Source organism: Pseudogracilibacillus sp. ICA-222130 (assembly GCF_037892545.1).
Classification (GTDB): domain Bacteria; phylum Bacillota; class Bacilli; order Bacillales; family Amphibacillaceae; genus Pseudogracilibacillus.
On record NZ_JBBKBG010000012.1, the window covers coordinates 1 to 25,057 of the forward strand.

Here is a 25,057-nt window from a genome sequence, read left to right on the forward strand (position 1 = left end):
ATTAATTCCGCAAGTTCCCTCGCAATTCCCACTCTACTTGCGAATATACGTGAGGATCCTACATACCATTCAGATGCTTCAATATTCTGTCCTCCTACAAATTCAACTAATGGAAGTAAGACAGGTTGAACAGATGTACAATAAGGTCAAATTTACTTAAGGATGAATAAGCGCAATGCTATAAGAGATTTCTATCATTTTTTTGTTGAAGTTGGTTCATGAAAGTAGTGGAAAAAATAAGGACCTTGGTACGTGAATGTACCAAGATCCTTATTTTGTTTTAATAGCTTCTATTTTAAACGACAAGTTTATTTTTAAAAGAGTATGTGAAGGATATTTTTATCCACTTAAATAAGGTTCTCTAATTTTAATCGTTTATTTAAGAAATACATAATGTAAATTGCAATCCCCATTGTGACAAACTCACTTATTCCAAGCGATAACCATAATACTCCAAAGGCATCTGGTACATCTGCAAAGAAGATAAGCATGTACGCAATGATGTACATATTAATAGAAAAAACAGCTGTATTGATCCACATAAGTGCAATTTTGTTTTTCACAAAACGCGCGATATACATTGTAATTCCTAAAGATAATGCCGTATGTAGCACACCGAATACAATATCTGCTTTTGTCGGTGAAAACACTAAATTGGCAAGAAATACTCCAACAACAATCCCGAAGAAATATTTTTTATTTAATACGATTAAATGGTTAAAAAACTCCGAAATTCGAAATTGGATCCCTAAAAATCCGAATGGTGCGATAACGGCAGTTACAACAAAATAAAGTGCTGCAACAAGCCCGTTAACGACTAATGTTTTTGATTGCATATTATCATTCTCCCTTAGTTTTTTTACGTTGGATGGTTCCGAACAACGTGTAACCTTGCTTATAATACTAGTAATCAACTTATTTTTCAAATAATGCGCATTAGAAAGCGTCAAACTTACCATATGGTTATTTTTCCACTATGTATGCATTGCAAACATACGCTTCAGATCAATAAAAAGGAAGTATGAAAAAAGCACTATTTCTATCTTTCTCCTAAATTTGACTTGACAGGTAGGAATTATATGAATATGATAGTGGATAAGATGATACGTATCGATATATAAGCTGACTAGAAAACTAGAGGCGAAACAAATTACTACATCGTGATTTGTTTCGCCCTTTTTTTATATTATTTTATGGTGGGGTGTATAAAAGTTGCAGCTACAAGTAAGAAACAGTCCTTTTAGTGAAGAAGAAGTTCAATTATTAAATCAGTTATTAGGGAAGTTAACCGGTACACAGAGGGTTTGGCTTAGTGGTTATCTAACGGCTGAAATAGTATCAGATATGGGTGCTACACAACAGGAACCGGCCCATATGTTACAGGAAGTACAAGTAACAGAGACAAAAGAGATAACCGTGCTATACGGTACTCAAACAGGAAATGCCCAATCATTAGCAGAGACTTTCACAGAACAATTACTAGGAAATGGATTAAAGGTAAATGCAATTTGTATGAATGAGTTTAAAGCGCGAGATATAAAGAAATTATCTCATGTTCTTATTATCATTAGTACCCATGGAGAGGGGGATCCACCTGATAATGCGATAGAGTTTTGTGATTTTATCCATAGTAAGCGTGCACCAAAATTAAATGATTTACATTATTCCGTACTTGCTTTAGGGGATAGTTCCTACGAACAATTTTGTTTAACAGGAAAACAAATTGATGAACGACTCGAAGCATTAGGAGCGACCCGTATTGCCGACCGAATAGACTGTGATGTTGATTTTGATGAGGATGCTGAAAATTGGTTTACATCCGTCTCGTCAGAGCTTCAAGAACTAACGACAACTTCTACAAAGAACATAGCGAATACAACGAATGAAAATAAAGTAACATCTCTCTATTCAAGAACGAATCCATTTGAAGCGGAAGTATTAGAAAACATAAATTTAAATGGGCGAGGGTCGAATAAGGAAACACGACATATTGAATTGTCTATAGAAGATGCTAATTTAAAATTTGAGCCCGGTGATTCTATCGGTATTTATCCAGAAAACGATCCACAATTAGTGGAACAATTGATTACAAGTTTTGGTTGGGAAAAAGATCAAGAGATTACGATAAAAGATCATACTTGGACAGTTGAAAATGCGTTAAAACATCATTATGAAATAACACGCTTAACAAAACCTATCTTAGAAAAGATTGCATCCACTTTTCAACATGAAAAACTAACAACATTATTACAAGATGAACAAAAAAATACATTAATGGAATATATAGAAAATCATGATCTATTAGATTTAGTGGAAGATTATTCATTGCAAAATGTGAGTCCGGATGAGTTACTCCCATTATTACGCAAAATACCTGCACGTCTTTATTCGGTTGCGAGTAGCTACCGCGCAAATCCGGATGAAGTGCATCTAACTGTAGGCGTAGTTCGCTATCATGCAGGAGAAAGGGACCGAAATGGTGTCTGTTCTGTTCAGCTATCAGAGCGGATAGAGCCAGGAGACAAAGTGAAAATATATGTGCACAAGAATGATTATTTCCGTTTACCAGAAGATGATCAAGTACCAATTATTATGATTGGACCTGGAACAGGTATTGCACCATTTAGATCATTTATGGAAGAAAGAGAAGAAATAGAGGCGAAAGGAAAGTCGTGGTTGTTTTTCGGAGACCAACATTATAGAACAGATTTTTTATATCAAATTGAATGGCAACGTTGGATCAAACAAGGAGTTTTAACGAAATTAGACTTAGCTTTCTCACGTGACCAAGAAGAAAAAGTATATGTACAACATAAAATGTGGGAAGAAAAAGCATTGTTTTATCAATGGTTAGAAGAAGGTGCCATCATTTACGTTTGTGGGGATGAAAAAAGCATGGCGAAAGATGTTCATGATACGATTTTACGAATTATTCAAGAAGAAGGAAATAAATCCGAAGAGGAAGCAACTGCCTATTTAAAAACGATGCAACAGCAAAAGCGTTACCAACGTGATGTATATTAACGCATTGGAAATATAGGATTGAATAATATCGAGAGGGGATTTGAAGTGACATTAAGAAATGAAAAAGTATTAGAAACGATGACAGAACAACATAGTGATGTAGAAGATATAAAAATTAAAAGTAATTATTTACGTGGAACATTAGTCGAGACATTTGCAGACTCATTAACTGCAAGTATTCCAGAAGAAGATAATCGTTTAATGAAATTCCACGGGAGCTATATGCAAGATGATCGTGACCTTCGATTAGAAAGACAAAAACAAAAGCTAGAGCCGGCTTATCAGTTTATGATCCGTGTTCGTGCAGCAGGAGGGGTTGTCACTCCAGAGCAGTATATTGCGATGGATGAAATCGCGCATCAATATGGCAACAAAACATTACGTTTAACAACAAGGCAAGCGTTTCAATTATATGGCATTGTTAAATGGGATATGAAAAAGACGATGCAAGCAATCAATGATACATTATTATCTACATTAGCTGCTTGTGGGGATGTCAATCGTAATGTAATGTGTAATCCGAACCCTTATCAGTCAAATGTACATGAAGAAGTATATAAATGGGCAGAGAAGATAAGTAAACACTTGGAACCACAAACAAATGCATATCATGAAATTTGGTTAGATGGAAAAAAAGTGGTGGACCAACAAACAAACGAGGAACACGAGGAACCGATTTATAAAGACATTTATTTACCACGAAAATTTAAAATTGGGATTGCAGTACCACCTTCTAATGATGTGGATGTCTTTTCTCAAGATATTGGTTTAATTGCAATTATAGAGAAAGGAAAATTTGTTGGTTTTAATGTTGCGGTCGGTGGTGGAATGGGTATGACACATGGGGATGAACATACATATCCCCAAATTGGTCGAATAATTGGATTTTGTCCACCAGAAAAAACCGTCGATGTAGCAGAAAAATTAGTAACGATTCAACGTGATTTCGGAAACCGTTCTATTAGAAAATATGCTCGGTTTAAATATACGATTGATGCAAGAGGAATCGACTGGTTAAAAGAGACATTACATGAACGTTTAGGATATGAGTTGTCAGCACCGAGAGATTTTCATTTTGATCATAATGGAGATCGTTATGGATGGGTAAAAGGGTCGAATGGAAAATGGCATATGACGATATTTATCCAAAATGGAAGAATTAAAGATACGGATCAATATTTATTAATGACAGGATTGCGAGAAATTGCGAAAGTACACACAGGTGATTTTCGACTTACACCTAATCAAAACTTAATTATTGGAAATGTAACAGAGGAGAAAAAGGAACAGATTGACCGTCTACTAAGTATATATAATATTTCAAAAGGAGAGAATGCTTCAGCACTTCGCCGTAATTCCATAGCTTGTGTTGCTTTTCCAACTTGTGGATTGGCGATGGCAGAATCGGAAAGATATTTACCTAGTTTGATTGATAAAATCGAGCTATTGCTAGAAGAAGCTGGGCTAGAGGAACAGGAAATTACGATTCGGATGTCTGGTTGCCCGAATGGATGTTCACGGGCGGCGTTAGCAGAAATAGGATTTATAGGCAAAGCTCCAGGAAAATATAATTTACATTTAGGCGGAAGTTTTAACGGAGATCGCTTAAGTGTGATGTACAAGGAAAATATTGATGAAGAAGAAATATTAGCTTCACTACAACCAATTATTAATCATTATGCAAAAGAAAAATTAGACAATGAAAACTTTGGAGACTTTGTAGTACGAGAAGGATATGTACCAGCAGTCTATAATGGATTACAATTTCATGAAAATAGATGATATGAGTAGGAATTCATTTCAAAACATGGTATGATATTGCTTATATATAAGTAAATGGGTGCGAATAATTGGTAAAGGAGGAATGATTGTGAAAAATGATATTGAAAGTGAGGCGCAATTATCCAAAAAGATATTTGATATGCTAAAAACTATATCATTTGGCACCATTACAATCATCGTTCAAGATGGAAAAATCATTCAGCTAGAGAAAAATGAAAAAATAAGAATTAAATAAACAATCGCTGACTAGAAAACTAGAGGCGACAGTAGGAAAGAACATCTCTTCTTTCCTACTGTCGTCTTTTTTTCATTTGAAAGGAGAGTAATATCATGGGTGCAACGTTCTCTTATGAACATTGGGAGGATTCCATTGCCTCACAATTAAATGAACAATTTCAAGAATCTTTAGATGTGTTGAAATGGGCGTATAACACATACGAAAAAAGCGACATCGTATATGCTTGTAGTTTTGGGGCAGAAGGGATCGTATTAATCGATTTAATTAGTAAAGTAGCAAAAGATGCAACCATTGTTTTTTTAGATACGGGATTACATTTTGACGAAACCTATCAGTTAATCAAGCAAGTAAAAGAAAATTATCCGACATTAAATATTCAACTAAAAAAACCCGAGTTAACAGTGGAGGAACAGGAAGAACAATATGGGGCTGCCTTATGGGAAAAGAATCCAAATAAATGTTGTCATATACGAAAGGTAGAGCCGATGCATGCGGTGTTATCAGATGTGCCTGCATGGATTTCCGGATTGCGACGTGAGCAATCCAAATCAAGAAGAAATACAAATTTTATTAATAAAGATGATACTTTTCAAGCGATAAAAATTTGTCCACTCATTCATTGGACGTGGAAAGAAATATGGCAATATATTTTATTGCAGGATTTAAATTACAATGTTCTGCATGATAAAGGCTATCCTAGTATCGGGTGTGAAAAATGTACGTTACCAGTTTCAGATGAATCTAATAGTCGTTCAGGTAGGTGGGCACAATTTCAAAAGACGGAGTGTGGATTACATTCCTCTTCGTAAAGAGAGTTAGGGATATATTATGGTAATAATCATGGCGGTTTTCATTGCATTATTATTTGCAATGAACATAGGTGGTAGTGGTGCAGCAGCAACGATGGGAATCGTATATGGAACAGGTGCCATTCGCTCTAAAAGGCGAACATTAATTATTTGCAGCATCGGTATATTTTTAGGTGCGGCATTTGGTAGTCGAAAAGTCATTGAAACGATTGGTACTGGTCTCATCGATGTCGATCTACTAAATGCCACATCTGTCGTTATCATTTTAGGAAGTGCTTGTACGTCCTTATTTATTGCAAATATGATTGGTATTCCATTATCGACAAGTGAAGTGACAGTTGGTGCAGTAATAGGATTCGGCTTTGTATATAGAAGTATTTACGTGGAATCCGTTGTAAATATCGTTCTATGGTGGATGATTACACCGTTGATAGCATTCTTAATCGTTTATGTAGCCATTTTATTTTATAAGAAACTAATCATAAAACTCCCTCATAAATTTCATATAAAAAAGCAATATATCGTCCTATTTGTTATATTTGCTGGTTTTTTAGAAGCATTGGCAGCAGGCATGAACAATGTTGCAAATGCAGTTGGACCGCTCGTCGGTGCAGCGATGATTCCTAGTTCACTTGCAATGGGTCTTGGAGGGGTGTTTATAGCAATCGGTGCAATTGTATTTGGAGGTAAGGTACTGGATACGAACGGGAAAAAAATAACAAAAATCTCTATCCATGATGGGTTAATCGTTTCATTGACAAGTGCAGGTATTACGATTATCGCTTCGATATGTGGCATACCAATTCCGATGACACAAGTAACGACATCTGCCATTGTTGGTGTCGGTGTTGCAAATGAAGGAAAAATTATCTTTCAACAACCAATTTTTAAAAGAATCATGATTGTTTGGATATTATCTCCATTATTATCCTTTTTTATCGCTTATTATATGGTGCAAATTTTTATCGAACAGGATATGTTATCTATCTTGTTAATGACGGCTTTCTTACTTTTTTCGGTTACAATTTGGAAAATAAAAACGAGCATTTGGAAAAAAGACATGAATAAAAGGAGTGTTTAAGATGACGGAAAATTTACCACATGGAGGTACATTAGTACAACGCGTGCATATAACAGATGAAAATACGACTAGTAAGCATATTGAGTTAGATGCGATTGCCTTAAGTGATTTAGAATTAATCGCTAATGGAACATATAGTCCACTAACAGGATTTGTTTCAGAAAGTGATTATCATTCCATTTTGGACAATATACGTTTAGCAAATGGGACGATTTGGAGTATTCCAATTACTTTGCCTGTTACAGATCATGTTGCAACATCTTTAAGGAAAGGAGAAAAAGTTGGATTAAAGAATAATGGACAATTGTACGGTTATATAGAAATAACAGAAATATATAGAGCGGACAAAGAGAAGGAAGCGAAAAATGTATATGGGACGGTAGATGAGCAACATCCGGGAGTGAAAAAAATATTGGAACGTCCAAATAATTATGTGGCTGGTCCTATTACATTAACTAAATTTCCTGATCGTGAATTTTCTCATTATCATTTCACTCCGAAAGAGACTAGAAAACATTTTGAAGCACTCGGTTGGGAAACGATTGTCGGTTTTCAAACGCGTAACCCAGTCCATCGTGCACATGAATATATTCAAAAAGTCGCATTAGAAACGGTGGATGGATTGTTTTTAAATCCTTTAATTGGAGAAACGAAGGCAGATGATATTCCTGCATCTATTCGAATGAAAAGCTATGAAACATTGTTGGAAAACTATTATCCAAAAGATCGAGTGTTTTTAGGGGTGTTTTCTGCGGCAATGCGCTATGCCGGACCACGTGAGGCGATATTTCATGCGATTGTACGGAAAAATTTCGGTTGCACGCATTTTATTGTTGGTCGTGATCATGCTGGAGTTGGTGATTATTATGGCACATATGAAGCGCAACATTTAATAGCTCAATTTGAAGAGGAGTTAGGTATTACGATATTAAAGTTTGAAAATAGCTTTTATTGCACGGCTTGTGGCAATATGGGAACGACAAAAACATGTGCCCATGATAGCTCCCACCATCTTTTGTTATCAGGGACAAAGGTGCGTGAAATGTTGCGAAATGGAGAGCATCCACCGAAGGAATTTAGTCGACCTGAAGTGATTGATGTGCTCATAGAAGGATTACGAGAAAAGGAAAAAGTGTCAGGGGGAACTACGAAATGAGTACACATATTGTATGGCATGATTTAGCGGTAACAAAACAAAAGCGACACGAATTAAAAGGACACAAAGGAGCCGTCATTTGGCTGACTGGTTTATCAGGATCTGGAAAATCAACCATTGCAAATGCAGTAGATTACCAATTGCATGACCAATCTATCCATAGTTATGTATTAGATGGCGATAATATTCGGCATGGTTTAAATGCGAATCTTGGCTTTTCTAATGAAGACCGTAAAGAAAATATACGGCGTATTGGAGAAGTAGCGAAATTATTTGTTGATAGCGGACAAATTGTTATAACAGCTTTTATCTCTCCATTTATAGAAGATAGAGACATAGCTCGTCAATTATTTGAAGCAGATGAATTTATTGAAGTATATGTGAAGTGCCCAATAGAAACATGTGAGGCGCGTGATCCAAAGGGATTGTACCAAAAGGCTCGTGAAGGGATCATTCCTGAATTTACAGGTATTAGTTCCCCATATGAAGCCCCAACAGAACCGGAAATAACGATTGAGACAGACGTATTAAATATTGAAGAAGCAGCAGCAAAAATTATTCAATATTTACGCACTCATCATTTCATTCAATAAATAGGAGGCATTCGAATGGCAAAAGGAAAAGTTTACATTGTCGGTGCAGGTCCCGGAGACGAAGAGCTTATTACAATAAAAGGGAAACGTGCTATCGAAGAAGCAGATATTATTTTTTATGATCGATTAGTGAATAAGCAATTACTCACGTATGCGAAACAACAGGCAACTTTTATTTATGCTGGAAAAAAACCAAATTATCATGCGATTAAACAAGAAGCATTAAATGAATTACTCGTAAATCATGCGAAACGTGGGAAAGTTGTTACACGTTTAAAAGGTGGCGATCCTTTTATATATGGACGTGGCGGGGAAGAAGCGGCGGTACTTGCCCAACATCACATACCATTTGAAATTGTTCCAGGTATTTCAGCAGGTATTGCAGCACCTGCATATGCTGGTATTCCTATTACACACCGGAATGTTAGTAATAGTTTTACAGTGATGCCTGGCCATGACGAACAAGTAGAAAAAGTGAACTGGAGTCAGTATGTACAACCGAATCATACCCTCGTTATTTATATGGGAATGAAAAATCTACAACGAATCGTTGAGAAATTATTGTTATCTGGTCAGGATTCCACTATGCCAATAGCGATTATTCAATGGGGAACGACTGACACACAACGGGTAGTTTCTAGCACATTAGAGCATATTTTATCTCATCCTGAAACGAAGGAGTTAGCGAATCCAGCTATTATTGTTATTGGCGAAGTTGTTCGATTACAGCATCATTTACAATGGTTTACGACATCGTTGTATGATGATCCACTATTAGAATTACATGTAAAGTGAGGGATCAATTTGCAAGCTATTTTATATGTTGCACATGGTACGAGATCACAAGCAGGAACAATGGAAGCAAAAAACTTTATTTCCTATTATATGAAGCATGTTCAAGTACCAGTTCAAGTAATGAGCTTTATTGATTTTGTTTTTCCGGCAGTACATGAAGGAATCGATCTTTGTGTAGCTAAAGGGGCAAAGAAAATTGCCATCGTGCCATTACTGCTTTTAGAAGCTGGTCATGCAAAAAATGATCTACCAAAAATGATAAACGAAGCAAAAAGGAAATATCCACATATAACATTCACATATAGCCCACCTTTTGGTGTACATGATTATATGGTAGATGCCATTATCGATCGTTTAAACGAACATGGACCAATGAAACAAGATGCTTCTGTGTTGCTTATTGCTCGTGGGAGTTCTGATGTAAGTATTCTAGAAGATTTGCGCCGCATTATAGAAAAACTGAAAGCGAAAATAGGCGTTCCAAAAATTAGTGTCTGTTATTTAGCCGGACAAACGCCTACGTTACAAGCAGGATTAGAACAGCATATAACATATGGTGCAAAGCATATTTATGTAGTGCCATATTTACTATTTACTGGTTTATTAATGCAACATATAGAAAAGACGGTACATTCGACGCAAAGAAGAGAACAAGCGTACAATTTCCATTTATGTACACAAATTGGGAAAAGCAAGGCTATCACCCCTTATATGTTTGAACGAATCTATCAAGCTACAAAAGATCGGAGTATGACAGATGGCGTATTATCCTATATGGATTAATTTTAGCGGGAAAAAAATAACCGTTATTGGTGGTGGGAAAATAGCGGAGCGAAAAGTGAGTTCCTTTGTCAAGTTAGGTGCAAATATTGAACTGATTAGCCCGAAGATTACAGGACGATTAGAACAATATGTGTTGCAAGGGGAAGTACAATGGAGAGAAAGGCAATATGAGAACGGGGATGAAAAAGAAGCGTTTTATGTTATTGCAGCAACAAACGATAGACAATTGAATGAAAAGATTGTGCAATCATGTACACCATGTCAATTAACATTAAATGTTTCGGATCATACGGTAAGCAATACGATGATGGCGGCAATATTAAAAACAGAGCAAATCCAAGTAGCGGTAAGTACGAACGGAAAGGATCCATTTTTGGCTAAGAAGGTACGAAATGATATCGGAACATTTCTTACAGAAAGAGAATGATGGTACAAGAATGGAAATAAACTATTTGGAACAATGTATAGAAATTAACAAAAACTTCGACATAACGGGATAACCCTTTTGGAGGAAACCTTGAAATCACGGTAGTAGATGATGGAACATGAATTGTTCATTTTTCGGAGATTTTTATTAACATTTGATTAGAACTTGCTAGATGTATATGGAGAAGCGTAACGGAATGGTTTTATTCCTGCGCTTCTCTTTTTTCGTCATATAATTGTAGTATCTTTCTTGCGTGCTCTAGCGGAAGATGCGGCAAAACAACGAGATCATTTTTATCTTTTATGTGGATCGATGCAACACGTAATTTCTTTTGAAAAAATGTTTGCGTCATATAAAGTTCATCGATTTGTGTGAAAGACAATGTGACAGTGTGCTTTGGTATAAGCGTCGTTTGATATATTATGTCTGTCGATGTAAAGGTATAGGCGATTTTTTTGAAAGAAAGATAGCGGATGAAAAGGATGAGAAATAGAATGATGATTGGAATCATCCACCACTCTGGTATGAAATAAAAGATGAAAAATATTGTAAATACAAGTACATAACTTGGTTGTATCCATTGAATAAATAGTGCTTTTAAAGGTAATCGATATAATTGTTCAGTTGTTTTCATTTTTTCACACCTTAAATGACATCATGAATAGATGGTATAGTATATAGTAATTCCATTTTAACAAGATTTATGTACGATAGATAGAGAAGAGGAGGATTGTCGTGAAAAAGTCATGGATTATGCTCGGTTGTATATTATTGTTAGTTAGTTGTGGAAAAGATCGTAGTGAAGAGGAGAGGACAGTAACGATTATCGAACAAAGTATCGAACAGACGCAAAACGAATTTGCTTGGGAGCTATTTGAAGAAGTTTCTGAATCAGAGGATGGGAATATATTCATTTCGCCCTATAGTGTGTTTATCGCATTGGCGATGACAGTAAATGGAGCAGAGGCGGAAACAAAAGAGGAAATGATGCAAGTGCTAGGTGTGGATAATTTTTCCTTGGAACAACTAAATGAGGACAATGAGCGGTTGATGGTGTCATTAGAAAAAGCGACAGAGAAAATAACATTGCAATCGGCTAACGCAATTTGGTTGAATGATTTGTATACATTGGAAAAGGATTTTCAACATCGTGTAAAAACATATTACGCTGCGAACGTAGAGGAAGTGGATATAACAGACGCTACAACAGCGGACCTAATCAATATGTGGGTAAAAGAGCAAACGAATAAAAGAATAGAAGAAATAGTAGAGGCACCATTAGATGAACAATTGGTCATGATGTTAACTAATGCGATTTATTTTGATGGGGATTGGCAATATGAATTTGCCGAAGAACGGACAGTTGATGCTCCTTTTTATGGAAAGGAAGAAACAGAAGTGGCGATGATGAGTGTAGAAGAAGATTTGTCTTATAAAGAGGAAGCATCATTCGAAATGGTGCAACTTCCATACGGAGAAGGAGAAATGAGCATGTACATCCTTTTACCGAAGGAAGGAACGACCTTACAAGAAGTACAAGATGAACTTAGTTATGAGTCTTTTTCTTCCGTACGTACAAAAATGAAACCGAAAAAAGGAACAGTAGAATTACCTAAATTTTCATTAACCGAGGAATATGAATTAAACGATGCGCTTATTCGATTAGGAATGGAAAAGGCATTTGATGATGAACACGCAAATTTTTCGAACCTAACGACATCTGATGACCCGTTATGGATTGATTTTGTACAACATAAAACATTTTTAGACGTAAATGAGCAAGGAACAGAAGCGGCAGCTGTAACAAATGTTGGGATTAAAACGATGTCAGCGAAGGAGGATGATTCATTTTATATGCAAATGAATCGACCGTTTCAATTTTTTATAATAGAAGAGGAAACAGAAGCAATTTTATTTATGGGCGAAATACATTCTTTAACAAAATAAAGTATGAATAACCATTCATTTTGTGGTAAGATGCATGTAAAGGTTTGTAGAATGGATGAGGTGGAGAGATGTTATTAAAAACAAATGCCAAAAGGGGAACGATGGGACAGGTGCAATGGATCCATAATTTTGTTTCATTTGGTCCTGTTCGATTAAATGTGATTGTGTACGAAGTGGATGGTATCTTAATTGATACAGGGTCGATAAGAGTTATACAATTTTTACAACCATTCTTTGAAGAAGTCCAAGCAGAACAAGTCGTTATTACGCATTCTCATGAGGATCATACAGGTGGAGCGGCATTTATTCAACAAAAATATGGGATACCGATATATATGAATGAAAAATCGATTGCACCATGTAAAGAAAAGGCGACATACCCGCTATACAGAAAAGTATTTTGGGGAAAACGTCCACCTTTTGAAGCGAAATCGATCAAGGATACATTTACGTCTCGAACAGCGAATTGGAAAGTGATCCATACACCGGGACATGCTGCAGATCATCTATCATTTTTAAATGAGCAAACAGGGCAATTATTTTCTGGTGATTTGTATGTACATCCTGAAACAAAGGTTATCTTGCGAGAAGAGAGCATTCCGACGATTATTCAGTCGATCAAACGAGTTTTGCAATATGACTTTAAGGAAATGTTCTGTTGTCACGCTGGTTATGTACCAAATGGACGGGAAGCCTTCGAACAGAAGTTGCGTTATTTAGAAAATGTACAAGGGGAAGTGTTAAAATTACATGAAAAAGGGAGTAGTGTGAAGGAGATTCAGCAACACATTTTCCCCAAAAGTTATCCGATTACAAAGTTATCCTTTGGGGAATGGGATAGCAAACATATTATTACATCCATTATTCAAGAAGCAAAAAGAGGTTAAGACATAAGGGACGGAAACCATGACACATACGAATCCACATCGAGAAAGAAATATGCGCTACTTTCCGTGAACAAGGTGTTATGAAACGAAAATAGATTGGCCAATGGGAGCTTAGCATATTTCTTCTGTTTAAGATTATGAGTGATGTATGTTTCACATTTGTTGTACGTTATGTCTAAACCTCTAATGTAATTATCTTTTATTGTTCATCTAGCAAGTCTTTTAGAGAGAAATCAATTTCTTTATTGGTAGATTCTTCATATCCTTGCATATATTTAATACGACGTTGTGCGGAAGCTGCTGATACTTGCTCGTCTGCATGATAAGATGAACGAACAAGCGGACCTGATTTACAATGTTTAAATCCTTTTGCTAACGCAATTTCTTCTAGTTCCTTAAACTCATCAGGGTGATAGTATCTTTCCACATCTAAGTGTTTTTTTGTTGGTTGTAGATATTGTCCGATCGTTAAAATATCTACATTATGTGCAAGTAGGTCATCCATTGCTTCTAAAATTTCTTCTTTTGTTTCACCAAGCCCGACCATCATACTTGATTTAGTCGGTGTATCAGGAGCGATTTCTTTGACGCGTTTTAATAATTCTAATGAGCGATCGTATTTTGCAATGGCACGTACACGTTTCGTTAAACGACGAACTGTCTCAATATTATGATTGAAAATGTCTGGACCAGATGACATTAATTCATGTAAACTTTCATAATCCCCTTTCATATCTGAAGGTAAAATTTCAATCGTCGTTCCAGGATTCTTTTTTCGTACTTGTCGAACTGTTTCAGCAAATACTGCTGCACCACCATCATTTAGGTCATCACGCGCTACTGCTGTAATGACAACGTGTTTTAAGCCCATCACTTTAACGGAATCGGCAACACGTTCAGGCTCTCCCCAGTCTAATTCATTCGGTAATCCTGTTTTTACAGCACAGAAACGACAACCACGTGTACATGTATCTCCTAGAATCATAAAGGTAGCAGTTTGTCTTTCACTCCAACATTCATGTAAATTCGGACAGCGTGCTTCTTCACAAACTGTATTTAAGCGTTTTTCACGCATTAATTTTTTTAAGCCTTTGTAAGAATCTGATGTATTAATTTTGATTTTTAACCATTCTGGTTTACGCAAATATTGTTGCTCTTTTGCCATGATTAAACGCTCCTCATCGATTTTTTAAGTTTAAAATTCCATTCATCTGTACGGTATTTCGTATCGACTAAATATTCCACATATTTCCACTGATCTTCATTCAACTGAAACTTTTCCGTTTGAATCTGTAATGCACTTTCAAATCCTTGTAAAAATGCATCGCGCATCATATCGTATGTGTGCGTTTTTTTAGTAATTTCATTAATGCTTGTCGCTTTATGTTTAAAAGCTTGTTTTTGACGCTCTTTTATCTTTTCGTTTGGGTAGTTAAAGAGATCAAACAACATATCAAGATCAAAACTCATTGGGATGGAACCGTGTTGCAGCAATACACCGTTTTTTCTTGTTTGTGCATTTCCAGATATTTTTTTCCCGTCCACTAACATTTCATAAATGGCTGGTTGTTCGAAACAGACATCAGACCGCTGACGTTTAGCTTCTTCCTCTGGTACAGCAAATTCCGCATTGACACCTAATAGCTGGTAGCCTTCCAATAATCCTTTTGACAAAACATAATATGCTTCATTAATAGAACTAGGAATTTTTGGATGTTCTTCACTAACGATAATACTATATGTAATTTCATCGTCATGTAAAACAGCACTTCCACCTGTTAGGCGGCGAACAAAATCACACCCGTGTTTCTCTACTGCTTCAAAATTAATTGCTTTTTCAGCCTTTTGAAAATGTCCTAATGTTAAACTAGGATTTTTCCAGCCATAAAAGCGTAGAGTCGGTTGAATGATACCTTCTGCATGGAATTGAAGCAATGCTTCATCAATGGCCATATTTGTTGCGGCATCATGGTAACCAGTATCTAATAAGTACCACTTTTCTTGCAAAAAATCACCCCGTTTGAAGATATTGTCTATTTGTATGAACAATTGAATATAATAAGAAATTTTTATCAAACTATTTCTATTTTAGTATATTATGGACTAAAAAACAAAAGAATGAATTAACTCTAAAGAGTCAGAAAAAATAGTTACTAATAGGGGCATATTTGTGGATAAAACCTTATTTTATCGTGCTTATAGAGAATAATCTTAAATTTATCCACAAAGTTAATAGTTTATCCACAACATTTCATACACAACGAAAAACATTGAACTATTCATGTTTCTGTTATATGTCCACAAACTTGTGCATAACCCTGTTGATAACTGTGGAAAACTAGAAATATCTTTCACAGCTATTGACGCTATGATGGTATAAAATTAGTAAGAACAGATGACCTATTTTTATACTAAAAGAATCATATTTACATCTTATTTGTATGTATTACCATATAAAAAATGCATTTAAGAAAAATCTAAGCCGAAATACGAAAAGGTACGCGATAAAACAAAAGAAATGTACAAGCACTTCTATGGGGGACGAAGCATAAAATAGGCTTCATCGCTTCCCACTGAAGTGCAAGTACATTTCTAACGTATACATATATCATAAATGTTCGTATTTCGAAAATTTTCCCTAACTATTCTCGCAAACGCCATGCTTATTTAAGCAACATCATTTTCTTGTCTTGTTTCATATTTACGTTTGAACATCACGACGAAGTAAGAAATAGTTAATCCGACAAATAATGCAGTAAAGCCTAATAAAATACCTGCATTTTGCCACATAACAGAGTATTCTCCACTTGAAATAACTGCTTTGAATCCTGCTACGGAATATGTCATAGGTAGTAATAAGTTAATTGGCTGTAACACTTTTGGAATTAATTCTAATGGGAATGTTCCTGCACTTGTTGTTAATTGTAAAATTAAAATGATGATCGCAATGAAACGACCAGGGTCTTCTAAACAAGTAACAAGGAATTGAATTAAGGTAATAAATGTTAAGCTCGTAATAATCGAGAATAATAAGAATAACGGTACACTTTGTACTTCTAATTTTAAACCGATTAATAATATACCACATGCAATTAATGCTTGTAATACACCTACTGCAACTAATACAGAGGTTTTAGTAATGAACCAATGTAAACCATTTTTCGGTGTAGATGCTGGTTCACGTAATGGATATACGATAGATAATAATAATGCTCCAACAAATAACCCTAATGATAAGAAGTAAGGAGCAAATCCAGTTCCATAATTTGGTACTTCATTGATTTTATTATTTTTTACATCTACAGGAGTAGCCATCATATTATATGTTTTTTCATTTGTGTCAATGTCATTTGCTTCCTTAGCTGCATCGTTCATTTCATCTTTAAATTCGGTCGTTCCATCTACAAGTTCATCCATACCATCTACAAGTTCATCTGAACCTTCTGCAAGTTGTTCTGTACCATCAGCTAATTGGAAAGAACCATCTTCTAATTGACGTAATCCACCAAGTAATGTATTCGTACCATCTACTAAATCAGAGACACCATTATTGGCTTCACCGAATTTGCTTGAGAATTCACCCATGTTTTTTACGTATTCATTTTGTCCTGCAGCAAGTTGATTGGATCCAGCTTGTAACTCAGCAGCACCTTCGGATAGTGCTCCGACTCCTTCTGCTAATGCCTTTTGGCCGTCGTTAATTGCTTTTACGCCGCCTTTAAGTTCATTAAATGCAGGATCGACAGCTGTTTTTAGTTCTGTTTCTAAATTTTTGGTCGCACCTGTTAAGCCTTTGTTTACTTCCGTAGAATATTGTGCAAAACCATCTTCAATACCGGCAATTAACTCATCAATGACATCTAATTCTGCCATTTTATGATCAATTTTCGGTTTAATTTTTCCCGAAATTTCTTCCTGGGAAGGCATTTTTTGTTGGATACTAGCATTTACTTGTTCATCAATGCTGTTTACGACTTCTTCTTGTGAAGGAGATTGTTCTGCCACGCCTGCCATGACACCTTGAACAAGTTCTTCAGGAACTCCTTGTTCTAATAAGGCTTTTGCAATCGCCTCTGCTTGGGCTGTTTGAGCATTGATCATCTCGTTAGCAATCATTTGAGAGACTTCTTTCGTCTCAATACTTCCACCAAGTTCTGTTAATACCCCTTCAGCGATTGTGTCACTAATTGCTTGTGAGTCGATGGAACCTACTCCATCTTTTATTCCAGATGTAATGCCATTTTCAAGTTCTTTTAATCCATCATTCATTGCTTTTGTACTAGCATTTAATTTGGTGTTAATTTCTTTTGCTATTTCTTTCGGTAATTCTTTTTGCATTTTGTTTACGCCAGCGTGCAGTTCATCTGTTCCGTTAATTAAGGAAGGGATGTTTGCATCTAATTGGCCAATTCCATCTTTAGCGGCTTTAACTCCAGCGGCAAGATCTGCAGTTCCTTGTTCTACTTCTTTGGAGGCATTAAATAAAGCATTGGAACCTTCCCCTAATTGGTTCATTCCATCTTTTAATGTGTTCGTACCATCTGCTAATTCTTTTCCACCGTCTGCTGCGGTTTCCATACCATCTGTAAATTCGATTGTTTTTTCCGCTAGCACATGTAAATTATCCATTATTTTCGTAGAACCATCTTGTAACTTTTCGGAACCTTCATGTAAATCTTCTGTTGCATCACTTGCATCATCTAAACCTTCTGCAACTTCATCGATTTTTTCGAAGATTGTTTCCGCATATGTTTCTGTAACCTTTTCTTGTAAAGCTTCTTTTATTTGTAACATAGCTGTTTCCCCAATTTGGGAAGCAAGGAAGTTATAACTTTCATTTGGAATATAGCGTATATCTAATTTTTTTGGTTCATCGTCCATTAATGTTGTAGCACTTTCAGAAAAGTCTGTTGGGATTTCAATTACAATATAATAATCTTCATCGTTTAACCCGCGATGTGCTTCTGCCTTATCGACAACATGGAAATTAAATGTCCCATCATCTTCTAAATTTTCGACGAGTTCCTTACCAAGTTCCAAAGTTTCCCCATCTTCTACCGCACCTTCATCTTCATTGACGACGGCGATGGGTAAATCATCTAAATGATCATATGGGTCCCAAAACGCCCATAAAAACATACCAGCATATAATATTGGTACAGTAATTACTGCAACTACCGCAATAAGTAGTTTATGTTCCTTAAAAAGTTGTGCAAATTCATTCATAATTCCTTTCACACACAAACCCTCCTAATAAATAGTGATAAATAACTGGACGAACCATCTGGCCATTTCGGAGTAAAAAAACGAATGACTAAAACGACCATATAGTCAATTGTTGGCAAAATGATGGATCATCTCATCTTATGCAAGAGATAATCCTTTAAAGATATATAGATCAAATAAATTCGCTATTTCTTCTTCATTGAGTGGTTCTCGTTGTTTTTCCCAATCAAAAATTAATGCAACATATAGCTTTACTAAGATGAATGCAGTGATTTCTGGATCGCATTCTTTGATTGCACCATTTTCAATTGCTCGAACAATTTTTTCTTGAATAAAACAAAGAATAGACTGTTCGACTTTGCGCATCATTTCTTGCACGACTGGTGTTCCAATATCTCTTTCTTCTTGAAAAAGTTTAATCGTTAATTGGTGTTCCATACGGTATTCCAACATTTTATAGATAGCATGATGCACATTTTCTTGGAATGGTTTATTCGATTTAATGACTAAAGAAGCTTCATGCTCCATATCCGAAATTAATGTTGTGATGATTTGATCGAATAATTCTTCTTTGTTTTTAAAGAAATTATAAATAGTCCCTTTACCGACATTTGCTAATTTAGCAACTTGATCCATCGTTGTCGCTTTATACCCATATAAAGAGAACGATTTTGTAGCAGCCTCTAGAATTTGTGTTCGGCGATCGATTGCTCTCTACTCCTTTTTATATATGTAATTGACCAAATGAACAAATTAGTCATTTGTGACATAGAGTAATATAACATAAGAAAAACTGAAATGCAATACATGAAAGAAAATAATATTAGTTAGAAAATTAGAAATAATTGATAATTAATTGTTGGAAGCGTTATAATGTTTTTTAATAGGAAGGGAGAGATTGCAGTGCCAATAAATATACCTGAGGGCTTACCGGCACGAAAGAGATTAAAACAAGAGAAAATTTTCGTGATGGATGAGGATCGTGCACGTACACAAGATATTCGACCATTAAATATCGTTATTTTAAATTTAATGCCAGAAAAAGAGAAAACAGAATTACAATTATTACGTTTATTAGGAAACACACCGTTACAAGTGAATATTACATTTTTACATACAGCAACACATATTTCGAAAAATGTAAGCAAATCTCATTTAGATACCTTTTATTCCACATTTACAGATATAAAGGATAAACGATTTGATGGGATGATTATTACAGGTGCACCAATTGAACATTTACAATTTGAAGATGTGAATTATTGGGAAGAATTAGTCGATATTATGGAATGGACAAAAACAAATGTCGTATCGGTATTTCATATATGTTGGGGAGCTCAAGCGGCTCTTTATCATCATTACGGCATTGATAAGTATGAACTACCAAAAAAATGTTCAGGTATTTTTCAACATAAAGTATTGGATCCAACTGTAAAATTAGTTCAAGGGTTTGAAGATGTATTTAATGCACCACATTCTCGATATACAGCAAATGCTATAGAACAAATAGAAAAGCATCCAGATTTACAAATTTTGGCCGTGTCAGAGGATGCAGGGTTATTTTTAATTAAATCAAAAGATAGTAAACATATAATGGTGACAGGACATTTAGAATACGATGCAACTACCTTACGTGATGAATATGAGCGAGATGTTGCAAAAGGCTTGGCTGTCGATATGCCTGAAAATTACTTCCCGAATAATGATTCTGCTAGGGAACCATTAAATACGTGGCGTGCACATACACATTTACTTTTTTCTAACTGGTTAAACTATTATGTGTACCAAGAAACACCTTTTACATGGGTACACGAATAAAAAGTTTGTTTTTACGGTTTTAACTTTTTTATATAGGGTAAATATATAATATAAAGAGGAAAGGTTGATGGAAAAATGAGTATGGAAAAATTAATTGAAGGTTTAAATTTAGACTTATCCCATGAATATGGAGCGGCGATTCAGTATACGTATAGTGCATCTGTTGTATCTGGATTATATCGTTCTGCATTAAAGCCATTTTTTGAAGATGAAATTTCAGATGAATTAGGACATGCTTTGTATCTATCAGAAAAAATTAAATCATTAGGTGGAACACCGACAACAAAAGCTGCAGAAGTACCACAACCAACAGAGGTAAAAGATTTATTAGAAGCAGTTTTACAATCTGAATCAGACACTGTCGAGCGTTATGAAAAGCGTAAAAAACAAGCGGAAGAATTAGGTTTAACAGAATTAGTTGTGCAGTTGGAAGATATGATTGCGGATGAAACTCGTCATAAGGAAGAAGTGGAACGTTTACTATTGGACCCACGCTTTAGCGAGTAATTCGTATAAAAAGTTTTTATATAAATTAAGAAAGCGGTAATGTTTAGAAAGCATGTATAAACATTACCGTTTTTCTTGTGCGGCATAAAAGGAAAGCCGTATTTTAATAAGGAATACGAAATAGTTGACGAAGGTTGATACCTCTAATATAATTAATATGAATTCGAGGTAATTAATAGGGAGTGATAAAAATGAAAGAATCGAAGGAACTTTCTTTAAAGCTGTTTGTCGTATTAAGTCGAGCAATAGAAGCAGTGGAGAAAGCCGTAGCAAAAGATACGAAGCGATACCACTTAAATTTAACTGAATTTGGTGTATTAGAGTTTTTATTCCATAAAGGGGAACAACCTATCCAAATTATTGGTAAAAAGGTATTACTTGCAAGTAGTAGTATTACGTATGTCGTTGATAAATTAGAAGAGAAAGAATTGATTGAAAGGGTTGCCTGTCCGAAAGATCGTCGTGTCACATATGCTCGTCTAACAGATAAAGGAAGAACTTTAATGGAAGAAATTTTTCCTTTACATGAGGAAGCGATGGCACATATTTTTTCTGATTTATCCAATGATGAAAAAGCGGAAGCGATTCGTTTATTAAAGAAAATTGGATTGTTTGCAGAGACAATCTAAGTTTTCCTCGCCTACTTATCTCTAATTCGATTAATATGAAACAATGATAAAGGGAGATTGAATGATTTATGTCACAAACAAAATTAACAATCGTTTATTATAGCCAAACTGGTACAAACTATCAAATGGCCAAATGGGCAGAAGAAGGGGCGAAAGAGTTTGGTGCGGACGTTCGTGTCGTGAAAGTGCCAGAATTAGCGCCTCAAACAGTAATTGATGGAAAGCCTGAATGGAAGGCACATGTAGAAGCTACGAAGGACGTACCAGAAGTGACTTCAGATGATATAGTGTGGGCAGATGCTATCATCTTTAGTACTCCGACACGTTTTGGAGCGATGGCAGCACAAATGAAACAATTTTTAGATACTCAAGGTGGCTTATGGGCAACTGGAAAAACAGTTAATAAAGTGGTTAGTGCAATGGCTTCAGCTGGAAACGCACATGGTGGTCAAGAAGCGACGATTTTATCGTTATACACTTCCATGTTCCACTGGGGAGCAATTGTTGCAGCACCAGGATATGCTGATCCATCAATGTTTACTTCAGGTGGAAACCCATATGGGGTAAGTGTAACGGTTGATGGAGAAGGTAATATGGTGGAAGACGTGGAAGCGGCAGTGAAGTATCAAGCGAAACGTACAGTAGAAATTGCATCAAAATTACAATAATGATTTGGTTGAAGTATAGACGTATCCTGTAGGTCGTCTTTACTTCAGCCTTTTTTTATCGGAGGGTGAGCAATGATTTCGATTGATCCAAAAGACCGAACTGAAAGAGAAAATTATAAATTGCTTATTGGGAGTGTCACACCGAGGCCGATTGCATTTGTAACGACAGAAAACTGTCATACAAATGAAGTGAATGGTGCTCCATTTAGTTTTTTTAATATCGTTTCATCCGCACCACCGATGATTTCCGTGGCCGTACAGCGTAAAAATGGGGAAATGAAAGACACTGCATATCATATTCAAGCGGAAAAGGAATTTGTTGTCCATGTCGTTGATGAAGACAATGTGGAAAAGGTAAATAAAACAGCCGCGAATTTACCACGACAAGAAAGTGAAATTACACATGAAGGATTTCAATTAATTAATAGTGATCTCATTCAAACACGTGGTATCAAAGAGGCAAAAATTCGTTTTGAATGTATATTATTTGATCTATTAACTTTTGAAAATGAAGGGAAACCGGCAACAGATCTCATTATTGGAGAAGTTGTTCGTTTCCATGTTGATGAGTCGATTTATCATGATGGAAAGATTATGTACGAACCATTACGTGCGGTAAGTAGGCTTGCAGGCAATGATTATGCCACCATTGGTGATATTATGACGATTGAAAGGCCTGATTAAAAGTATGGACATGCGTCCTATAAAGTACGCATGTCCAAACCTTTTTATGCATTGAAAACCACTGGCTCTGCCGGGGTTTGCGGATAGATTTTAGCATAATATGAACAATGCTTCCTATCATGATAAAGTTCGAGGTTGCAAGAATACGCCCCGAAGTTGCAAGAATACGACTCGAAGTTGCAAGAATATGCCCTGAGGTTGCAAGAATACGCCCCGAAGTTGCAAGAATATGCCCTAAGTTGCAAGAATATGCCCTGAGGTTGCAAGAATACGCCCCGAAGTTGCAAGAATATGCCCTGAGGTTGCAAGAATACGCCCCAAAGTTGCAAGAATACGCCCCGAAGTTGCAAGAATACGCCCCAAAGTTGCAAGAATACGACTCGAAGTTGCAAGAATACGCCTCGAAGTTGCAAGAATACGCCCCAAAGTTGCAAGAATATGCCCCAAAGTTGCAAGAATACGCCTCGAAGTTGCAAGAATATGCCCCGAAGTTGCAAGAATATGCCCCAAAGTTGCAAGAATACGCCTCGAAGTTGCAAGAATACGACTCGAAGTTGCAAGAATACGCCCCAAAGTTGCAAGAATAAAACTCTAACTTTGTGGGATCACTACCACACAGATGGTTTTGATTTATAAGGTTACTTTTGCTTTTCTGTTTAAAATCATAATTATCGCAATGACGATAAACATAATAATTGCACATGCTAAAAATGGTAAGCCAGCCGTTTCAGCAAACACTCCGGAAACAGATGAACCTGCAACAACCCCTAGAGAGAAAAAGGCGTAGAACACCCCATAAGCTTTTCCACGGTCTACTTTTGTAGAAGCTTCCGCAATAATTTTATTCATCGATGGGAAAATAAATGCAAAGCCTAACCCATAAATGACCATGGCAATAAAGTTACTCATAAATGTTGCCATCACACTTAAAATGATCATTCCAACACCAATAAGTCCTAATCCTGTTGCAATTAAATACACAGGCGAAAATTTATCGTAAATAAAATTTAAAGGAGTTAAGAAGACAATCAATGCCATAATGCCAAATGTACTTAACAACATGCCGGTCGTCTCTGTTGAAAGTTTCATTAGTTCTACGTTCAAAGGTAAAGCGAAAGCTAATGTTCCGTTACTAATCATTAAACCAAAAGCAGATACAGAGGATAAAATAATCATAGGATGTTTGATAAGTGGGATAAATTCTTTGAAATTAAACTTCCCACGGTCTGTTGCTACATATGATTCCTTTACGAAAAAGAGTACGATAAGCGATGTAAGAAGGAAAAGAACAGCTACTAATAGAAATACTGCTTCAATAGAGGCTCTTGCTGCAAGCACCCCTCCGACAGCAGGGCCGACAATCGCTGCGATCCCAATTCCTGCACCAGTAAACGCCATTCTCTTCCCGCGATTTTCTCCACCACTATGGTCGCCAATATAGGCAAAAGCTGCTGGAATTAAAACTCCACCTGCTAATCCATGGAAAAATCTTGCAATAAATAATTGCCAGCCGTTTTGTGAAAGTGGATATAAAAATAGCACAACACATACGGCAACCATCCCTGTAAATAACATCTTTTTACGTCCGAATTTATCAATCCAATGGCCACCAATGATATTCCCTATCATATTCGTAAATGAATAAACAGCCACAATGGCTCCAGCTAATATATAAGAAGCGTCTAATTCTATCGCATAAGGTGTAATAATTGGTAATTGAATGAATGTATCCAAAAATGCCACGATAATAATTATGTACATAATTCTATTCAAAATGCATCCCTACTTTCCAGTATATATTATACCTAATTTCTACATAAAATCGTTAAAAAATGCTATAAGTTCAAAAAGATGAAATAATTACCGGTTTTATTCCATGAATACAGATGAGCCTTTCGTATTATGTTGTTGTAAAAATATAGTAGAATAGAAGGTGTGAATCATGTATAATGAAACTATTGTCATATAATGGGAGTAAACAAAAAGTGAACGGAATAATGGTT

25 protein-coding genes and 1 riboswitch are annotated in these 25,057 nt (G+C 35.9%); of the genes, 18 read left to right on the forward strand and 7 right to left on the reverse strand.

Translation table 11 applies throughout. The annotated features are described in order from the left end of the window. Window positions 1-347: 347 nt before the first annotated feature. Window positions 348-836 carry a QueT transporter family protein gene (locus tag WKT09_RS06790; protein WP_340415319.1) on the reverse strand — a complete coding sequence of 163 codons (489 nt, stop codon included), beginning with the start codon at window positions 834-836 and terminating at the stop codon, window positions 348-350. Window positions 837-844: 8 nt separating this feature from the next. Next, window positions 845-889: riboswitch (PreQ1 riboswitch) on the reverse strand. 323 nt (window positions 890-1,212) lie between these two features. Between WKT09_RS06790 and WKT09_RS06795 the strand changes: the two genes are divergently transcribed. The 10 genes from WKT09_RS06795 to WKT09_RS06840 all read left to right on the forward strand — a co-directional run bounded on the left by WKT09_RS06795 (window position 1,213) and on the right by WKT09_RS06840 (window position 10,688). Next, window positions 1,213-3,024, forward strand: a complete 1,812-nt coding sequence (locus WKT09_RS06795; RefSeq protein ID WP_340415320.1) for an assimilatory sulfite reductase (NADPH) flavoprotein subunit — start codon at window positions 1,213-1,215, stop codon at window positions 3,022-3,024. Window positions 3,025-3,069: 45 nt separating this feature from the next. Continuing rightward, window positions 3,070-4,806 (forward strand): assimilatory sulfite reductase (NADPH) hemoprotein subunit, encoded by a 1,737-nt coding sequence (gene cysI, locus WKT09_RS06800; RefSeq protein WP_340415321.1) that lies wholly within the window; start codon window positions 3,070-3,072, stop codon window positions 4,804-4,806. A gap of 100 nt (window positions 4,807-4,906) precedes the next feature. After that, the gene (locus tag WKT09_RS06805; RefSeq protein WP_340415376.1) at window positions 4,907-5,041 is read left to right on the forward strand and encodes a YezD family protein; all 135 of its coding nucleotides are present in this window, start codon (window positions 4,907-4,909) and stop codon (window positions 5,039-5,041) included. Window positions 5,042-5,136: 95 nt separating this feature from the next. Then, complete coding sequence (locus WKT09_RS06810; RefSeq protein WP_340415322.1) at window positions 5,137-5,853, forward strand: phosphoadenylyl-sulfate reductase; 717 nt, start codon at window positions 5,137-5,139, stop codon at window positions 5,851-5,853. A 19-nt stretch (window positions 5,854-5,872) separates the two neighbouring features. Continuing rightward, window positions 5,873-6,934, forward strand: a complete 1,062-nt coding sequence (locus tag WKT09_RS06815) for an inorganic phosphate transporter (RefSeq protein WP_340415323.1) — start codon at window positions 5,873-5,875, stop codon at window positions 6,932-6,934. A 1-nt stretch (window position 6,935) separates the two neighbouring features. After that, entirely contained in the window at window positions 6,936-8,090 is a 1,155-nt protein-coding gene (sat, locus tag WKT09_RS06820) for a sulfate adenylyltransferase (protein WP_340415324.1), read from the forward strand. Then, window positions 8,087-8,683, forward strand: coding sequence for an adenylyl-sulfate kinase (gene cysC / locus WKT09_RS06825; RefSeq protein ID WP_340415325.1), 597 nt, complete (start codon window positions 8,087-8,089; stop codon window positions 8,681-8,683). Before sat ends, cysC begins: the two co-directional genes overlap by 4 nt. A 15-nt stretch (window positions 8,684-8,698) precedes the next feature. Continuing rightward, complete coding sequence (gene cobA / locus WKT09_RS06830; RefSeq protein ID WP_340415326.1) at window positions 8,699-9,478, forward strand: uroporphyrinogen-III C-methyltransferase; 780 nt, start codon at window positions 8,699-8,701, stop codon at window positions 9,476-9,478. A 9-nt stretch (window positions 9,479-9,487) separates the two neighbouring features. Further along, complete coding sequence (locus tag WKT09_RS06835) at window positions 9,488-10,261, forward strand: sirohydrochlorin chelatase (protein ID WP_340415327.1); 774 nt, start codon at window positions 9,488-9,490, stop codon at window positions 10,259-10,261. Then, entirely contained in the window at window positions 10,236-10,688 is a 453-nt protein-coding gene (locus WKT09_RS06840; RefSeq protein ID WP_340415328.1) for a precorrin-2 dehydrogenase/sirohydrochlorin ferrochelatase family protein, read from the forward strand. The genes WKT09_RS06835 and WKT09_RS06840 overlap by 26 nt, the downstream gene beginning before the upstream one ends. Window positions 10,689-10,890: 202 nt before the next feature. Here the strand turns inward: WKT09_RS06840 and WKT09_RS06845 are convergent, their stop codons facing one another. Further along, on the reverse strand, window positions 10,891-11,322 hold the full coding sequence (locus WKT09_RS06845; RefSeq protein WP_340415329.1) for a PH domain-containing protein: 432 nt from the start codon (window positions 11,320-11,322) through the stop codon (window positions 10,891-10,893). A 101-nt stretch (window positions 11,323-11,423) separates the two neighbouring features. On the opposite strand from WKT09_RS06845, the gene WKT09_RS06850 reads away from it, so the two are divergent. Continuing rightward, window positions 11,424-12,635: a serpin family protein gene (locus WKT09_RS06850; protein WP_340415330.1), complete on the forward strand. Its 1,212-nt coding sequence runs from the start codon at window positions 11,424-11,426 to the stop codon at window positions 12,633-12,635. 68 nt (window positions 12,636-12,703) lie between these two features. After that, window positions 12,704-13,522: an MBL fold metallo-hydrolase gene (locus tag WKT09_RS06855; RefSeq protein WP_340415331.1), complete on the forward strand. Its 819-nt coding sequence runs from the start codon at window positions 12,704-12,706 to the stop codon at window positions 13,520-13,522. A gap of 199 nt (window positions 13,523-13,721) precedes the next feature. On the opposite strand, the gene lipA is transcribed toward WKT09_RS06855, so the two are convergent. From lipA to WKT09_RS06875, 4 genes are all read right to left on the reverse strand, one after another. Next, window positions 13,722-14,687 carry a lipoyl synthase gene (gene lipA / locus WKT09_RS06860; RefSeq protein WP_340415332.1) on the reverse strand — a complete coding sequence of 322 codons (966 nt, stop codon included), beginning with the start codon at window positions 14,685-14,687 and terminating at the stop codon, window positions 13,722-13,724. Window positions 14,688-14,689: 2 nt separating this feature from the next. Beyond that, a complete protein-coding gene (locus WKT09_RS06865) occupies window positions 14,690-15,529 on the reverse strand; it encodes a lipoate--protein ligase family protein (RefSeq protein ID WP_445323998.1) in 840 nt (279 codons plus the stop codon). Window positions 15,530-16,189: 660 nt separating this feature from the next. After that, complete coding sequence (locus WKT09_RS06870) at window positions 16,190-18,760, reverse strand: YhgE/Pip domain-containing protein (RefSeq protein ID WP_340415333.1); 2,571 nt, start codon at window positions 18,758-18,760, stop codon at window positions 16,190-16,192. Window positions 18,761-18,886: 126 nt separating this feature from the next. Beyond that, window positions 18,887-19,456, reverse strand: a complete 570-nt coding sequence (locus WKT09_RS06875; RefSeq protein WP_340415378.1) for a TetR/AcrR family transcriptional regulator — start codon at window positions 19,454-19,456, stop codon at window positions 18,887-18,889. A 195-nt stretch (window positions 19,457-19,651) separates the two neighbouring features. Here WKT09_RS06875 and metA point away from each other — a divergent pair, with 195 nt between their 5' ends. The 6 genes from metA to WKT09_RS06905 all read left to right on the forward strand — a co-directional run bounded on the left by metA (window position 19,652) and on the right by WKT09_RS06905 (window position 23,641). Beyond that, window positions 19,652-20,566, forward strand: a complete 915-nt coding sequence (gene metA, locus WKT09_RS06880; protein ID WP_340415334.1) for a homoserine O-acetyltransferase MetA — start codon at window positions 19,652-19,654, stop codon at window positions 20,564-20,566. An 81-nt stretch (window positions 20,567-20,647) separates the two neighbouring features. Further along, window positions 20,648-21,073 (forward strand): ferritin-like domain-containing protein, encoded by a 426-nt coding sequence (locus WKT09_RS06885; protein ID WP_340415335.1) that lies wholly within the window; start codon window positions 20,648-20,650, stop codon window positions 21,071-21,073. Between the two features lie 191 nt (window positions 21,074-21,264). Then, on the forward strand, window positions 21,265-21,702 hold the full coding sequence (locus WKT09_RS06890; protein WP_340415336.1) for a MarR family winged helix-turn-helix transcriptional regulator: 438 nt from the start codon (window positions 21,265-21,267) through the stop codon (window positions 21,700-21,702). 68 nt (window positions 21,703-21,770) lie between these two features. Further along, a complete protein-coding gene (gene wrbA, locus WKT09_RS06895; protein ID WP_340415337.1) occupies window positions 21,771-22,370 on the forward strand; it encodes an NAD(P)H:quinone oxidoreductase type IV in 600 nt (199 codons plus the stop codon). A 72-nt stretch (window positions 22,371-22,442) separates the two neighbouring features. Next, a complete protein-coding gene (locus WKT09_RS06900) occupies window positions 22,443-23,054 on the forward strand; it encodes a flavin reductase family protein (RefSeq protein ID WP_340415338.1) in 612 nt (203 codons plus the stop codon). Window positions 23,055-23,173: 119 nt separating this feature from the next. Then, window positions 23,174-23,641: a hypothetical protein gene (locus tag WKT09_RS06905; protein WP_340415339.1), complete on the forward strand. Its 468-nt coding sequence runs from the start codon at window positions 23,174-23,176 to the stop codon at window positions 23,639-23,641. 43 nt (window positions 23,642-23,684) lie between these two features. Here the strand turns inward: WKT09_RS06905 and WKT09_RS06910 are convergent, their stop codons facing one another. After that, window positions 23,685-24,827, reverse strand: coding sequence for an MFS transporter (locus tag WKT09_RS06910; RefSeq protein WP_340415340.1), 1,143 nt, complete (start codon window positions 24,825-24,827; stop codon window positions 23,685-23,687). Between the last annotated feature and the right edge of the window lie 230 nt (window positions 24,828-25,057).

Excerpts from the sequence above, each read along its gene's own strand:
- WKT09_RS06790 (WP_340415319.1), bottom strand. The coding sequence starts at position 836 with ATGCAATCAAAAACATTAGTCGTTAACGGGCTTGTTGCAGCACTTTAT.
- WKT09_RS06810 (WP_340415322.1), top strand. The coding sequence starts at position 5,137 with ATGGGTGCAACGTTCTCTTATGAACATTGGGAGGATTCCATTGCCTCA.
- WKT09_RS06815 (WP_340415323.1), top strand. The coding sequence starts at position 5,873 with ATGGTAATAATCATGGCGGTTTTCATTGCATTATTATTTGCAATGAAC.
- sat (WP_340415324.1), top strand. The coding sequence starts at position 6,936 with ATGACGGAAAATTTACCACATGGAGGTACATTAGTACAACGCGTGCAT.
- cysC (WP_340415325.1), top strand. The coding sequence starts at position 8,087 with ATGAGTACACATATTGTATGGCATGATTTAGCGGTAACAAAACAAAAG.
- cobA (WP_340415326.1), top strand. The coding sequence starts at position 8,699 with ATGGCAAAAGGAAAAGTTTACATTGTCGGTGCAGGTCCCGGAGACGAA.
- WKT09_RS06840 (WP_340415328.1), top strand. The coding sequence starts at position 10,236 with ATGGCGTATTATCCTATATGGATTAATTTTAGCGGGAAAAAAATAACC.
- WKT09_RS06845 (WP_340415329.1), bottom strand. The coding sequence starts at position 11,322 with ATGAAAACAACTGAACAATTATATCGATTACCTTTAAAAGCACTATTT.
- WKT09_RS06855 (WP_340415331.1), top strand. The coding sequence starts at position 12,704 with ATGTTATTAAAAACAAATGCCAAAAGGGGAACGATGGGACAGGTGCAA.
- lipA (WP_340415332.1), bottom strand. The coding sequence starts at position 14,687 with ATGGCAAAAGAGCAACAATATTTGCGTAAACCAGAATGGTTAAAAATC.
- WKT09_RS06885 (WP_340415335.1), top strand. The coding sequence starts at position 20,648 with ATGGAAAAATTAATTGAAGGTTTAAATTTAGACTTATCCCATGAATAT.
- WKT09_RS06890 (WP_340415336.1), top strand. The coding sequence starts at position 21,265 with ATGAAAGAATCGAAGGAACTTTCTTTAAAGCTGTTTGTCGTATTAAGT.
- wrbA (WP_340415337.1), top strand. The coding sequence starts at position 21,771 with ATGTCACAAACAAAATTAACAATCGTTTATTATAGCCAAACTGGTACA.
- WKT09_RS06900 (WP_340415338.1), top strand. The coding sequence starts at position 22,443 with ATGATTTCGATTGATCCAAAAGACCGAACTGAAAGAGAAAATTATAAA.
- WKT09_RS06905 (WP_340415339.1), top strand. The coding sequence starts at position 23,174 with ATGATAAAGTTCGAGGTTGCAAGAATACGCCCCGAAGTTGCAAGAATA.